This is a genomic window from Cellulosimicrobium sp. BMG9.22, from assembly GCF_059159975.1.
Window position 1 is genome coordinate 1 of sequence record NZ_JBZGBY010000008.1, and the last position, 13534, is coordinate 13534.

Sequence of the window (13534 nt, forward strand, 5' to 3'; positions counted from 1 at the left end):
GACCACCGCCGTCAGACAAGGAACCACGGCTCTACCTCGGCAGACCACGGCTCTACCTCGGCAGACCATGGCTCTACCTCGGAAGACCACGGCTCTACCTCGGCCGGTGCGGGTCAGGCGTCGGCGCCGACCTTGGCGCCGTAGAGGGTGTCGATCGTGTCGGAGAAGTCCTCGATGACGCGGGCGCGCTTTACCTTGAGGGACGGGGTGAGGTAGCCGTTCTGCTCGGTGAAGTCCATCATGAGGACAGTGATCTTGCGGATCGACTCGGCGCGGGAGACGGCCTCGTTCGCGTGGGTGACGGCTCGGTCGAGCGCGGCCAGGACGTCCGCGTTCTGCGCCGCGGTCTCGACGTCCATGGCCAGCAGGCCGTGCGTGGAGAGCCAGCCCGGGAGCATCTCTTCGTCGAGCGTGACGAGGGCGCCGATGAAGGGGCGCTGGTCGCCCACGACGACGACCTGGCTCACGAGCGGGTGGGCGCGCAGGCGGTCCTCGAGCAGGGCCGGGGCGACGTTCTTGCCGCCGGCCGTGACGATGATCTCCTTCTTGCGGCCGGTGATGCGCAGGTAGCCTTCGGCGTCGAACGCGCCCAGGTCGCCGGTGCGGAACCAGCCGTCCTGCAACGCTTCCGCGGTGAGATCGGGGCGGTTGCGGTAGCCGCGGAACACGTGGTCGCCCTTGACGAGGAGCTCGCCGTCGTCGTCGATGCGCAGCGCCGTGCCGGGGAACGCGGGCCCGACGGTGCCGATCTTCGTCAGGCCCGGCAGGTTCACGGCGGTGGGCGCCGTCGTCTCGGTGAGGCCGTAGCCCTCGAGGATGCGCAGCCCGACGCCGCGGTAGAAGTGACCGAGCCGCTCGCCGAGGGGCGCACCGCCCGAGATGGAGTACGTGAGCTGCCCGCCCATCGCGGCCCGCAGCGTCGAGTAGACGAGGCGGTCCGCGACGGCGTGCCGCGCGCGCAGCGCGGCCGACGGACCGCTCGTGGTGTCGAGCGCGCGCGACCAGGCGATGGCGACCTTGGCCGCCCAGTGGAACACCACGCTCTTCGCGCCGGTCCCGGCCTTCTGCTCGGCGGAGTTGTAGACCTTCTCGAACACGCGCGGCACGGCGAGGAGGAACGTCGGGTGGAACGTCCCGAGGTCCGTGACGAGGTTCTTCGTGTCCCAGCTGTGCGCGAGGACGGCGTCCGACGCCACCACGACCACTTGGATGAACCGGGCGAAGACGTGCGCGAGGGGGAGGAACAGCAGCGTGCGCGCGCCGGGTGCGTCGAGGATCTCGGCCAGCCCGGCGCGGCCGTTGAGCGCGAGGTGGACGAAGTTGCGGTGCGTGAGCTCGACGCCCTTCGGCCGGCCCGTCGACCCGGATGTGTAGATGACGGTCGCGAGGTCGTCGACGCGCTGCGCCGCCCGACGACGGTCGATCTCCTCAGGGGGCACGTCCCGCCCCGCCGTGCGCAGGGCGTCGACCGCGCCGTCGTCCAGGACGAGGACGTCCTCGAGCCCGGGCAGCTCATGCCGCACGAGAGCGACCTCGGCGGCGTGCTCGGACGTCTCGACGATCGCGAGCCGGACCGCGGCGTCGGAGCAGATCCAGTGCACCTGCTCGGCCGACGACGTCTCGTACACCGGGACGGGTACGGCACCGGCTGCCCACACGGCGAAGTCGAGCAGCGTCCACTCGTAGCGCGTGCGCGACATGATGGCGACGTGGTCACCCGGCCGGACGCCTCGCGCGACCAGACCGCGCGCCACGGCGACGACGTCTGCCTCGAACTCCTGCGCCGTCACGGGCTCCCAGCCGTCGCCGGCGGGGCTGCGCCGCTCGACGAGCGTGGCGCGGGGGGAGCGCGCGACGCGGTCGGTCAGGAGGGTGCTGATGGTCGCCGTGGGGGAGACCTCGACGAGGCTCGGCGACGCGTGTTCCGTCATGGGACTCTCCGCTGAGTGGACGGCTCTGTAGGGACGGCGAGCCACTTTACCCCGTACCCCGAGTATCGCTTTCCTCGGACCACGAACGGTGTCGAACGGGCGCCTAGGATCGGTGGGTGACGAACCACCCCGAGCCACGTACGCCGTCGGGCGCGAACCCCCCACGAGACCTCCCGCCCGAGATTCTCACGCTGCGCGCGAGCATCGACAACATCGACGCGGCGCTCATGCACCTGCTCGCGGAGAGGTTCAAGTTCACGCGCCGCGTGGGCGAGCTCAAGGCGCAGGGCGGGATGCCGGCCGCCGACCCCGACCGCGACCGCCAGCAGATCGAGCGGCTCACGGGCATCGCCGAGGGCGCAGGGCTGGACCCGGAGTTCGCGGAGCAGTTCCGGGCCTTCATCGTGCACGAGGTCATCCGCCACCACGAGCTCATCGCCGCCGACCACGCCGCATCCGGGGAGGGTGCACCGGTCCTCGACACCTCCTTCTGACGGCCGCCCGCCGGCCCGACGCGCGGTGGCGGCGCCGGTCGATCTGACGGACCCTGGAGAAGACCGAGGGCGGGCCCTCACGGGCGCAGCCCCGTGGGCCAGGCGTCCCGCCCCACTGCCGACGGACGTCATGAGGTGTTCGCATGAAGATCGATTGGCTCAAGCCGCTCCTCGGCCACCGGGGTCCCTTCGCGACGGTGTACATAGACGCCACGCGGGCCAACGAGGCCGGGGACCGCGAGGTCGAGAACCGCTGGAAGGGCGTACGGCGCCAGCTGCGCCAGGAGGGCGCGCCCGACGCCGTGCTCGACGACCTCGAGGAGGTGGTGCTCCGGCCGATGCGGGTCGCGGGCGCGCACGGGCGCGTGCTGATCGCGGACGACACGGGGGTGCTCGTCGACCGGGTCGTCAAGGACCCTCCGGCGCTCACCAAGGGCTCGTGGGGCCCCGTCCCGGCCCTGCTCCAGGCAGCACGCGCCGCCGACGAGTCGGTCGACTACGTCCGGGTCGTCGTCGACCGCCAGGGCGCCGACCTCACGTGGTCGGTCGCCGGCGGCCACCTGCCCTACGGCGACGCGGAGTCGGTCGAGGGCGGGCACGACGTCATCAACAAGGTCAGCACCGGCGGACTCTCGCAGAAGCGCATCGAGTCGCGTGCGGAGGACTCCTGGGATCGGAACGCGGAGGCCGTCGCCGCGGAGATCGAGCGCCAGGCGGCGGACTACCGGCCGGAGCTCGTGCTGCTGACCGGCGACGTGCGGGCGGTCCCGCTCGTGCGCGGCGCGCTCGGGCGCACGACGGCGGAGCTGGTCGTGGAGGTTCCGGGTGGAGGCCGCGGTCCGGGCATCAACGAGGCGGCGTTCGAGGCGAACGTCGCCGACGCGCTCGACAGCTTCCGGGAGCGGCGGCGGGAGAAGGTCCTCGCCGAGTTCCGTCAGGAGCAGGGGCGCGAGTCCGGCGCGGTGACGTCCGTCGAGGACGTCGTGGCGGTCCTCTCGCGCGGGCAGGTCAAGGAGCTCGTCCTGGCCGACGAGTACGGCCAGGACACCGCGCTCGACGGCCGCACGCTCTGGATCGGGCCGAGCCCCCTGCACATCGCCGCGTCCAAGGAGGCGATCGAGGACCTCGGCGTCACCGAGGGGTTCGAGAAGCTGCCCGCGACCGTCGCCCTCGTCCGCGCGGCGGTCGGTCAGGACGCCGGGCTCACCTTCGCGCCCGAGGGCAGCGTCGAGCTCATCGAGGGCGTCGGGGCGACGCTGCGGTGGACCGACGAGGGCACGCCGCGCGAGGTCGCGGCGACGATGTCCGGGGACGACTCGCGGTTGCGCGGCGAGATCATCTGACGGTTTGCGGCGCGTTTCGTGGTCGTGGTCGTGGTCGTGGTCGTGGTCGGGTCCGGGGAGGCGCGAGGGGGCGGCGGCGGGTCTACCATCCGCCGCTCGTTCCTCGCGGCTCCCGCCAGACCCGCCACGACCCGCCGCCGCCCCCTCGCGCCTCCCCTCGGTGCCCGGGTCGCGTTCCGCCCCTCGGGAGCGATCATCTCGCGGGAAGGAGCGTTCTCGCGGTTCCTCGTGTGCTGGTGCGTGGACGACGACGGGCCCCGACCTTCGCGGTCGGGGCCCGTCGTGCGGTGCGGCGGTCGGTTTGCTCAGGCCTTCTTGCGGGCCTCGGGCTCGCCGAGCTCGGAGGAGACGACGACGATGCCGCCCTGGACGGCCGGGTCGCCCTGGCCGGCGGTCGCCTCGACCAGGTCGAGCGTGCCGGTCACGCGGCCGCCGTTGCGGACGTCGACGACCGCGGCCTCCACGCCGGTCAGCGACGCCGCCGGGACGGCAACCTGTGCGGCGAGGAGGGGCGTGCGCATCGAGACCTTGGCCTCCGACTTGACCTTGCGCAGCGCCGCGAGCGCGTGGCCCGCCGCGGTGAGCACGGCCGGGTCGGCGCCCTGCGCAGCCGAGCGCGCGACGTCGGACGTGGGCCACGGCGCGCGGTGGATCGAGCCCTCCGACGCGCGCCACCACGACCAGACCTCCTCGGTCGCGAACGGCACGAACGGCGCGAAGAGGCGCAGGAGCGTGTCGAGCGCGATCGCGAGCGCGACGCGCGCGGACCGCGTCTCGGGCGAGACGTCGGACGTCGCGGCGCCCGCCCCGTAGGCGCGGTCCTTGACGAGCTCGAGATAGTCGTCGCAGAACGTCCAGAAGAAGGTCTCCGTGGTCTCGAGGGCGCGCGTGTGGTCGTACGCCTCGAACGCCTCGGTCGCCTTCTCGACGACGGTCGCGAGGCCCGCGAGCATCGCGCGGTCGAGCGTCTCGGTGACGGCCGCGGGGTCCAGGACGATCTCGCCGGTACCCGTCTCGGGGTCCGTGCCGAATGTGAGCGCGAACTTCGACGCGTTGAGGATCTTGATGGCGAGGCGACGCCCGATCTTCATCTGGCCGACCTCGAACGCGGCGTCGGTGCCGAGGCGGGCCGACGCGGCCCAGTAGCGCACCGCGTCCGAGCCGTGCTCCTCCAGCAGGCCCATGGGCGTGACGACGTTGCCCTTGGACTTCGACATCTTCTTGCGGTCGGGGTCGAGGATCCAGCCCGAGATCGCGGCGTTCTTCCAGGGCAGGGTGCCGAACTCGAGGTGCGAGCGCACGACCGTCGAGAAGAGCCACGTGCGGATGATGTCCTGGCCCTGCGGGCGCAGGTCCATGGGGAACACGCGCTCGAAGAGGTCGGGGTCGACCTCCCAGCCGCCCGCGATCTGGGGCGTGAGCGAGGATGTCGCCCAGGTGTCCATGATGTCGTTCTCGCCGACGAAGCCGCCCGGCACGCCGCGCTGGTCCTCGGTGAACCCGTCCGGCACGTCGGACGACGGGTCGACCGGCAGCGCCGCCTCGGAGGGCACGAGCGGGTGGTCGTGGTCGACCTCGCCCGACTCCAGCACCGGGTACCACAGCGGGATCGCGACGCCGAAGAAGCGCTGGCGCGAGACGAGCCAGTCGCCGTTGAGCCCGCCCACCCAGTTGTCGTAGCGCACGCGCATGAAGTCGGGGTGGAAGTCGAGCTCCTTGCCGCGGCCGAGCAGCTCGGCGCGCAGGTCGCGGCGCGTGCCGTCCTCGGCGACCCAGTCGCGGCCGCCGTTGCGGATGTACCACTGGCGCGACGTGACGATCTCGAGCGGCTTGTCGCCCTTCTCGAAGAAGTTCGCCTTGCGCTGCGTGGCCACGGGCTCGCCGTCGAGGTCGCCCGTGTCGCGCAGCGCATCGACGACGACCTGGCGCGCGGAGAACGTCGTCTTGCCCGCGAGCTCGGCGAAGACGCCCTGACCCGCGTGCGACGTGATCCACTCCGGCGTCTCGCGCACGATGCGACCGTCGCGCGTGATGATCGAGCGCGTCGGGAGCTGCAGCTCGCGCCACCACTGCACGTCGGTGAGGTCGCCGAACGTGCAGCACATCGCGATGCCCGCGCCCTTGTCGCGCTCGGCGGCGGGGTGCGCGAGCACGGGCAGCTCGACGTCGAAGAGGGGCGAACGCACCGTCGACCCGAACAGGTGCCGGTAGCGCTCGTCGTCCGGGTGCGCGACGAGCGCGACGCACGCGGCGAGCAGCTCGGGGCGCGTCGTCTCGATGTAGAGGGGCGTCCCGTCGTCGGGCGTGCCGGGCGCGACGCGGTGGAACGCGACCTTGTGGAAGTGCCCGGGGTAGTCGCGGGCCTCGAGCTCGGCCTGCGCGACCGCCGTCTGGAACGTCACGTCCCACAGGCCCGGCGCCTCGGCCTGGTAGGCCTCGCCGCGGCCGAGGTTGCGCAGGAACGCGCGCTGCGCAGCGGTCCGCGACCGCGCGTCGATGGTCTGGTAGTGCTGCGCCCAGTCGACCGACAGCCCGAGCCGACGCCACAGCGCCTCGAACTGCTTCTCGTCCTCGGCGGTCAGGCGCTCGCACAGCTCGATGAAGTTGCGGCGGCTCACGGGCACCTGGTCCGCGGCCTTGACCGACTTGCCCTCGCCGCCCTCGTGCGGGGGCTCGAAGCCCTCGACGTAGGGAAGCGTCGGGTCGCAGCGCACGCCGTAGTAGTTCTGCACGCGGCGCTCGGTGGGCAGGCCGTTGTCGTCCCAGCCCATGGGGTAGAACACCTCGAGGCCACACATGCGCCGGTACCGCGCGACGACGTCCGTGTGCGTGTAGGAGAACACGTGACCCACGTGCAGGGAGCCCGAGACCGTCGGCGGCGGGGTGTCGATCGAGAAGACCTGCTCGCGGGTCTTCGAGCGGTCGAACGCGTACGTGCCCCGCTCGGTCCAGCGGGCGCCGTGCGTGTCCTCCAGGCCGTCGAGGCTCACACGGTCCGGTACTCCCGCGACCACCGCGCGGACGACGTCGCCGGCTACGTACCCGGGGGCGGTGGTCGTTGCTGCGGTGGCTTCGGTCGCGCCCGTCGGCGCGTTCGTCGGGAAGTCGCTCATGGTCGCCCATTCTCCCAGATCCCGGGGCGTGGACGGACGGCGTCTCGCCGCGAGACCGCCACCGATGTCTGCGACGATCGCGCAGGCGGAGCATAGGCTCGTGGCCATGTCCTCAGACCTCACCGTCGGCTACGCCGCCATGCTGGAGCAGTTCCACCCGACCGAGGCCGTCGAGCTCTCGGCCTTCGCCGAGGAGCACGGCTTCTCGGGCACCATGGCGGCCGACCACTTCCAGCCGTGGGTCCCCGCGCAGGGGCAGTCCTCGTTCGTGTGGAACGTGCTCACCGCGCTCGGCGAGCGCACGCGCGGCGACCTCGGGCCGGGCGTCACGGCCCCGACGTTCCGCTGGCACCCCGCGATGGTCGCGCAGGCGTCCGCGACGCTCGCGGCGATGTACCCGGGCCGGCACTGGCTCGGTCTGGGTTCGGGCGAGGCGCTCAACGAGCACGTCGTCGCGGGCTACTGGCCCGAGGCGCCGGAGCGGATCAACCGCATGTTCGAGGCCATCGACGTCATCAAGAAGCTCTTCACCGCCTCGCTCGCCGGCAAGGACGTCAAGCACGCGGGGCAGTTCTACAAGATGGAGTCCACGCGGCTGTGGACCATGCCCGAGGTGCCGCCGGAGATCCTCGTCGCGACCGCCGGGCCCGTGACGGCCAAGCGGGCGGGCAAGCACGCCGACGGTCTCATCACGGTCGGCGCGCCGCTGGAGAAGATCTCCATGCTGTTCGGCAAGTTCGACGACGGCGTCCGGGAGTCCGGCCGCGACCCCGAGGCGATGCCCAAGGTGCTCCAGCTCCACCTCTCGTGGGCGGCGACGGACGAGGAAGCGCTCGCGAACGCGATGACCGAGTGGCCCAACGGCGGCATGAAGTTCCCCAAGGCGGACATCCGCTCCCCGCACGACTTCGAGCAGATGGCCAAGCTCGTGCGGCCCGAGGACTTCGAGGGCCGCATGGTCATCTCGGCCGACCCGGACGAGCACCGTGCGTACATCCAGAAGTTCGTCGACCTCGGTTTCGACCGCATCTACCTCCACAACGTGGGCCGCAACCAGCGCGAGTGGATCGAGACCTTCGGGCGCGACGTCCTGCCGAAGCTCTCTCGATGAGCGACGACGACGCCGCGCGCCTGAGCGTCTGGGCGCCGTCGGGCCTCGGCGAGGTCGGCCCGGGCGACGACCTGGCCGTGCTGGTCGGAGACCTGCTCGCGGCTGACGCGCTCGCCGCGGGAGACGCGCTCGCGGACGGGGACGTCGTCGTCGTCACGAGCAAGATCGTGTCCAAGGCAGAGGGCCGCGTCGTCGCGGCCGACGACCGCGAGCAGGCGATCACCGACGAGACGGTGCGCGTCGTCGCGACGCGCGAGCGGCCCGGGCTGCCCCCGCTGCGCATCGTGGAGAACCGTCTGGGCCTCGTCATGGCGGCGGCCGGGGTCGACGCGTCGAACACGCCCGACGGCACCGTCCTGCTGCTGCCCGTCGACCCTGACGCGTCGGCCCGGTCGCTGCGCGCGGCGCTGCGCGACCGGTTCGGGGTCGACCGACTGGGGGTCGTCGTGACCGACACCATGGGGCGCGCGTGGCGCGACGGTCTCGTCGACGTCGCGATCGGGGCGGCGGGGATCGTCGTCGCCGAGGACCTGCGCGGGGGTGTGGACGCGCACGGGCGCCCGATCTCGGTGACGGTCACCGCTGTCGCGGACGAGGTCGCCGCCGCGAGCGAGCTCGTCCGCGGCAAGACGGCCGGTCGGCCGGTGGCGGTCGTCCGCGGGCTCGACCGGTACGTGGTGACCGACGACGGCCCGGGGGCGCGCACGCTCGTCCGGCCTTCCGCGGACGACCTGTTCCGCGAGGGCAGCGCCGAGGCGTACGCGCGCGGCCTCGTGGACGGGCGGGCGGGGCAGGCCCACGTCGAGCCGGCGCCCGACGCCGCGTACGCCGACGGCTACCGGGCGGGGTTCGCCGAGGGGTACCGCGAGGGCTCGGGCAACGAGCCCGTGCGCGGCTGAACCGGCGGGCGCGGGGAACGACGTGGGCCGGACGGGACCTTCCCGGCATTCTTCTGGCCCGGCTCCCCGTTGACGGCTAGCCTGCCGGGATGCTGCCCGCCGACTGGATCCCGCACCGCCGCCCGGACGACCGCGAGCACGTCGGGTGGATCCGCCCGGCGGGCGACGGCTGGGTCGCGGTGAACCTGCTCGGGCGCGAGCTCACGGAGCCTGTCGACTGGCTCGCGGCCGAGGAGGCGCTCGACGCCGCCTCGCTCGCCTGGTTCGCCGACGTCTGGATGCTCGAGCAGGACGGCGGCGAGCCGCTGCGCGTCCGGCTCGTCGAGGTCACGCCGGACGGCGTCGTCGTGCAGACCGACGACTTCGGCGCGATCGACGTCCCGGTCGAGCGGTTCTCGCTGTCGTGGCCGCCGCCCGCGACGCTGCGTCCGCGACGACCGGACGACCCCGACGGGCGGGTCTGGCCCGGGCGCCGGGACTGAGGGCGTGAGGTCGGTCGGAACCCACGCCCTCGGTTCACGCCAGGCCGTCAGCCGGCGTCCGTCGTGCCCTCGTACAGACCGATCTGGTTGCCGTCGTCGTCCTCGAAGATCGCCCACCAGGAGGTCGGGCTGATCTCGGAACGCTCCATGACGACCGTCCCCCCGAGCTCGCGGACCTTGGCGAGCGTCTCGTCGATCGAGTCGACCTCGACGTAGCTGCGCGGGCTCGTGAATCCCTCCGACCGGGGCGCGAGGCCGCCGCCGCTGACCTGGTTCGGCGCTCGCCACATCGGGTAGCCCTCGAACCCGGGCACCTCGGCGATCTGCCACCCGAACAGCTGGCCGTAGAACTGCGTGGCCCGGCCGCTGTCGCTCACCGGGATGTCGGTGTGCGTGATGTCTCCGTGCGCCATGGCTTCCTCCAGGACGTCCTGGGCGGGCGGTCCGCCCGCCGCTCTCACGCTAAGGCGGCAAGGTCAGGATCACCAGTGCTGGGCCGGGGCATGATGATCGGCGGACTGCCGGCAGGGCGATAACGGCTCGAGTTATCATCGGGCCGTGACCAGATCGTACGGGGACGTCCTCCGGGCTCGTCGCAGGATCCTCGGGCTCTCCCAGCGCGAGCTCGCCGGACGTGCGCAGGTGAAGCAGCCTCTTGTCGCCGCGATCGAGACGGGTAGGCGCCAGCCGTCCGACGCGGCGCGTGCCGCCCTGGACCACGCGCTGGCCCTGAGGCCCTCGACGGCGCTCGCCGCCCGCAGGAACGAGGTCCGAGCCCTGTTCGCTCGGGCCGGGCTGGCCGAGCCGCGCGTCTTCGGTTCGGTGGCTCGCGATGAGGACGACCTGACGTCCGACGTCGACCTGCTCGTCGAGTTCGGGGACCAGCACGACATCGTCGATCTGCTGACGCTCGAGGTAGAGCTCGAGGAGCTGCTCACGGTGCACGTCGACATCGTGGATGCCCGCTCCGACTCAGAGGTGTCCCGGCGAGCTGCGTCCGAGGCGGTTCCGCTGTGACGATCGACGAGAACAGGGACGCCGACCGGCTCCGACGCCGCCTCGGCGATCTCGCGGAGTTCGCCGCTGACGCGTCGTACACGGTCGGTCTCGGCCTCGACGCCTACCTTGAGGACACCCCTCAGGGACGCGTGCTGCGCAACAGCGGACGGCACGTCCTCGTCCAGGTGGCGACGGTGGTCGAGAAGCTGCCGCAGTCCTTCAAGGACGCGCACGACGACGTCGAGTGGGTCGCGATCGCCCGCATGCGCAGCCTCATCGCGCACCACTACGACAAGGTCGACGACCGGCTCGTCTTCGCTGCCCTCGAGAGGCGGATCCCCGACCTCGCGAGGCGCCTCGGACTGTAGGAGCTCCGGCTGTGTCAGTCCGTTGCGCGAGTTGCCGTCCCGACCTCCGGTGCCACGGGCGTCGTCACGTCCGACGGCGCGTCATCTGGCTCTGCAGCGGCTGACGGCGCGTCGCCGGCTTCCGTCGCGCTCGACCCGACCTCGTCGCCCGAGAGCCAGCGCAGCCAGCCCGAGCCGGGGTCGGGCTCCAGGACGAGCGCGCGCACGAGGAGCGTGAGCGGGATCGCGAGGATCGCGCCGAGCGGGCCGATGACGAACGTCCAGAACACGACGGAGACGAAGCTCAGGGTGAGGCTGAGGTTCACCGCGTCGGCGACGAACTTCGGCTGGACGAGCACCTGCAGCACGACGTTCACGACGCAGTAGACCGCGACGACGGCGAGGGCGAGCTGCCACCCGCCGACGACGAACGCCATGATCACCGGCGGCACGAGTCCGAGGACGAAGCCGATGTTCGGGATGAAGTTGGTGACGAAGGCGAGGATCGCCCACACCACCGGGGCCGGCACCCCGAGCAGGGCGAGCGCCGCGCCGTCCACGATCGCGACGACCGCGCCGAAGGACGCGTTGACCACGTAGTAGCGCCGCACGCCGCCCGAGAACCGCGACGCCCGGTCGATCGTGGCGGCGCGCCCCGACCCGAAGACCGCGCCGGCCGTCGAGTACCGCGCGGCGTCCGCGGCCATGAAGATCGCGTACGCGAGGACGAAGAAGAACGCCGTCGCGATGCCGAGGACGATCCCGGAGACGTCGCCGGCGAGGCTCAGCACGCGGCCGGGCTCGAGCCATGACGTCGCAGCCTCCGCGATGTCCGTGTCGATGCCCGCCGCCGCGAGCTGCTCGACGACGTCCTCGACCGAGCGCACGAGCGCCGGGAGGTACTCCCGGACCAGGTCCGCGAACCGGAACCCCGCGAAGACCAGCATCGCCACGAGCGCCGCGAGGATGAGGTAGGCGAGGACGACGACGGCCGTCGTCGCGGCCCAGCGCGGCCAGCCGCGACGCTCGAGCGGGAAGCGCACCGGGTGGCAGATGATGATGATCACCGCGGCGAGGAGGATCGGCGCGAGCACCTCGCGGGCCGTGTGCACCCCCGCGAGCACGACCACGCTCGCAGCCAGGGCGAGGAGCGTGCGTGTGGCGGGCGGCAGCGCCGAGGCGCGGGGCGTCGTCGTGGTCACGCGCCGACCCTAGCGAACCCCGGGGCCTGCTCGGGTCAGCCCTTGGCTGCCTTCGCGGCGGCCTTCTGCTCCTTCTTGAAGGCGCGCACCTCGGCGAGGGACTCGGGGTTCGTGACGTCGGCGATGGATCGGCGGGAGCCGTCGTCGCCGTAGTGGCCCGCGGCGTCGCGCCACCCGGCGGGCTGCACGCCGCGCTGCTTGCCGAGGAGGGCGAGGAAGATCTTCGCCTTCTGCTCCCCGAAGCCGGGGAGCGCCCGCAGCCGGGCGAGGACCTCGGAGCCGGTCGGGGCTCCGGCGGCGCCCGGCACCGTCCAGATGCCGCTCGTGTCGCCGTCGTACTCGTCGACGACGACCTGCGCCAGGTCCTGGATGCGCCCGGCCATCGACCGCCCGTACCGGTGGATCGCGGGCGGCGTCGTCGCGAGCGTCACGAACGCGTCCGGGTCGGCGTCGGCGACGGCGCGCGGGTCGATCGAGCCGAGCCGGTCGCGGATCTTGCGCGGCCCGGCGAACGCGTGCTCCATCGGGTACTGCTGGTCGAGAAGCATCCCGACGAGGAGCGCGAACGCGTCGTCGCTCAGCAGGGCGTCGCTCTCGGGGTCACCGGTGATCCACAGCTGGTCTGCCATGCCGTCCATCATGGCAGGGCGCGGCGCAGCCGTCCGGTGCGGAACTCGTCCACGCCCGTGCGGCGCAGCACGGCGCTCGTCCAGCCGGGCAGCAGGCGCAGGCCGTCCTCCCCGGTGACGCGGCGCAGGTCGTCGACGACGAACTCCTCGTCGCGCCGCTCGAGCACGAACGAGCCGGCGGCCTCGACGTTGCGCAACCAGTCGACGTCGGGCCCGTACGTGAGCGCCAGCACCACCCGCACGTCGGGTCCGTCGCGGTACGCGAACGCGAAGACGGGAGTGCGGTACTCGCGTCCGCTGCGCCGCCCGACGTGGCGGACGACGGCCATCGGCCCGGTGCCCGTCGCGACGCGCAGCATGACCGGGTTGAGGAAGCGCTTGTTGCTCTGGGTGACCCAGTGCGGCATCGGCATGCCCCATCGTCGCGCGGTGGGTGCTCCTTCGCGACCGGGTCCCCGCGGCCTATCGTGGGCCCGTGCCGACGCGACTGCTCCTCCTCAGCGACACGCACGTGCCAGTGCGGGCGCGCGGACTCCCGGAACAGGTGTGGCGCGCGGTCGACGCGGCGGACGTGGTCGTCCACGCGGGCGACTGGGTGAGCGTCGATCTGCTGGACGCGTTCGAGTCACGGGCGCAGCGGCTCGTCGGCGTCGCGGGCAACAACGACGGTCCCGAGCTCCACGACCGGCTCCCCGAGGTGGCCCGGACGACGATCGACGGGCTGCGCATCGCCGTCGTGCATGAGACGGGCGGCAAGGACGGGCGCGAACGCCGCGCCGACGTCGCGTTCCCCGACACCGACCTCCTCGTCTTCGGGCACAGCCACATCCCGTGGGACACCACCGCGCCGAGCGGGATGCGCCTGCTCAACCCCGGGTCGCCGAGCGACCGGCGGCGTCAGCCGGTCGGCACGTTCCTCACGGCGACGGTCGACGACGGCGCGCTGCGCGACGTCGTGCTCGTCCCGGTCGAGCGCTGACGGGC

The 13534-nt window shown here is 72.5% G+C and carries 14 protein-coding genes; 8 read left to right on the forward strand and 6 right to left on the reverse strand.

The features are described 5' to 3' along the window. Positions 1 to 113 precede the first annotated feature (113 nt). The gene (locus tag AC4H2H_RS07875) at positions 114 to 1931 is read right to left on the reverse strand and encodes an AMP-dependent synthetase/ligase (RefSeq protein ID WP_494370249.1); all 1818 of its coding nucleotides are present in this window, start codon (positions 1929 to 1931) and stop codon (positions 114 to 116) included. A gap of 116 nt (positions 1932 to 2047) precedes the next feature. On the opposite strand from AC4H2H_RS07875, the gene AC4H2H_RS07880 reads away from it, so the two are divergent. Together AC4H2H_RS07880 and AC4H2H_RS07885 are read left to right on the forward strand one after the other, a co-directional pair. Further along, positions 2048 to 2425 carry a chorismate mutase gene (locus AC4H2H_RS07880; protein WP_494370250.1) on the forward strand — a complete coding sequence of 126 codons (378 nt, stop codon included), beginning with the start codon at positions 2048 to 2050 and terminating at the stop codon, positions 2423 to 2425. A 143-nt stretch (positions 2426 to 2568) separates the two neighbouring features. Next, positions 2569 to 3768, forward strand: a complete 1200-nt coding sequence (locus tag AC4H2H_RS07885) for a baeRF2 domain-containing protein (RefSeq protein WP_494370251.1) — start codon at positions 2569 to 2571, stop codon at positions 3766 to 3768. A gap of 305 nt (positions 3769 to 4073) precedes the next feature. Here the strand turns inward: AC4H2H_RS07885 and valS are convergent, their stop codons facing one another. Continuing rightward, positions 4074 to 6881, reverse strand: coding sequence for a valine--tRNA ligase (gene valS, locus AC4H2H_RS07890; RefSeq protein WP_494370252.1), 2808 nt, complete (start codon positions 6879 to 6881; stop codon positions 4074 to 4076). A 106-nt stretch (positions 6882 to 6987) separates the two neighbouring features. Here valS and AC4H2H_RS07895 point away from each other — a divergent pair, with 106 nt between their 5' ends. From AC4H2H_RS07895 to AC4H2H_RS07905, 3 genes are all read left to right on the forward strand, one after another. Next, positions 6988 to 7992 (forward strand): TIGR03557 family F420-dependent LLM class oxidoreductase, encoded by a 1005-nt coding sequence (locus tag AC4H2H_RS07895; RefSeq protein WP_494370253.1) that lies wholly within the window; start codon positions 6988 to 6990, stop codon positions 7990 to 7992. Next, entirely contained in the window at positions 7989 to 8891 is a 903-nt protein-coding gene (cofE, locus tag AC4H2H_RS07900; protein WP_494370254.1) for a coenzyme F420-0:L-glutamate ligase, read from the forward strand. The genes AC4H2H_RS07895 and cofE overlap by 4 nt, the downstream gene beginning before the upstream one ends. A gap of 89 nt (positions 8892 to 8980) precedes the next feature. Continuing rightward, positions 8981 to 9373, forward strand: a complete 393-nt coding sequence (locus AC4H2H_RS07905; protein ID WP_494370255.1) for a hypothetical protein — start codon at positions 8981 to 8983, stop codon at positions 9371 to 9373. A 47-nt stretch (positions 9374 to 9420) separates the two neighbouring features. Here the strand turns inward: AC4H2H_RS07905 and AC4H2H_RS07910 are convergent, their stop codons facing one another. Then, positions 9421 to 9786, reverse strand: coding sequence for a VOC family protein (locus AC4H2H_RS07910; protein WP_494370256.1), 366 nt, complete (start codon positions 9784 to 9786; stop codon positions 9421 to 9423). A 145-nt stretch (positions 9787 to 9931) separates the two neighbouring features. Between AC4H2H_RS07910 and AC4H2H_RS07915 the strand changes: the two genes are divergently transcribed. Continuing rightward, a complete protein-coding gene (locus tag AC4H2H_RS07915) occupies positions 9932 to 10390 on the forward strand; it encodes a helix-turn-helix domain-containing protein (protein WP_494370257.1) in 459 nt (152 codons plus the stop codon). Then, positions 10387 to 10740 carry a HepT-like ribonuclease domain-containing protein gene (locus tag AC4H2H_RS07920; RefSeq protein ID WP_494370258.1) on the forward strand — a complete coding sequence of 118 codons (354 nt, stop codon included), beginning with the start codon at positions 10387 to 10389 and terminating at the stop codon, positions 10738 to 10740. Before AC4H2H_RS07915 ends, AC4H2H_RS07920 begins: the two co-directional genes overlap by 4 nt. Before the next feature lie 14 nt (positions 10741 to 10754). On the opposite strand, the gene AC4H2H_RS07925 is transcribed toward AC4H2H_RS07920, so the two are convergent. The 3 genes from AC4H2H_RS07925 to AC4H2H_RS07935 are packed head-to-tail and all read right to left on the reverse strand — an operon-like array spanning position 10755 to position 12963. Beyond that, complete coding sequence (locus AC4H2H_RS07925; protein WP_494370259.1) at positions 10755 to 11921, reverse strand: AI-2E family transporter; 1167 nt, start codon at positions 11919 to 11921, stop codon at positions 10755 to 10757. A gap of 35 nt (positions 11922 to 11956) precedes the next feature. Beyond that, positions 11957 to 12550, reverse strand: coding sequence for an HhH-GPD-type base excision DNA repair protein (locus AC4H2H_RS07930; RefSeq protein WP_494370260.1), 594 nt, complete (start codon positions 12548 to 12550; stop codon positions 11957 to 11959). Between the two features lie 8 nt (positions 12551 to 12558). Beyond that, positions 12559 to 12963 (reverse strand): PNPOx family protein, encoded by a 405-nt coding sequence (locus AC4H2H_RS07935; protein WP_494370261.1) that lies wholly within the window; start codon positions 12961 to 12963, stop codon positions 12559 to 12561. A gap of 62 nt (positions 12964 to 13025) precedes the next feature. Between AC4H2H_RS07935 and AC4H2H_RS07940 the strand changes: the two genes are divergently transcribed. Next, positions 13026 to 13529 (forward strand): metallophosphoesterase family protein, encoded by a 504-nt coding sequence (locus AC4H2H_RS07940; protein WP_494370262.1) that lies wholly within the window; start codon positions 13026 to 13028, stop codon positions 13527 to 13529. Positions 13530 to 13534: the final 5 nt, after the last annotated feature.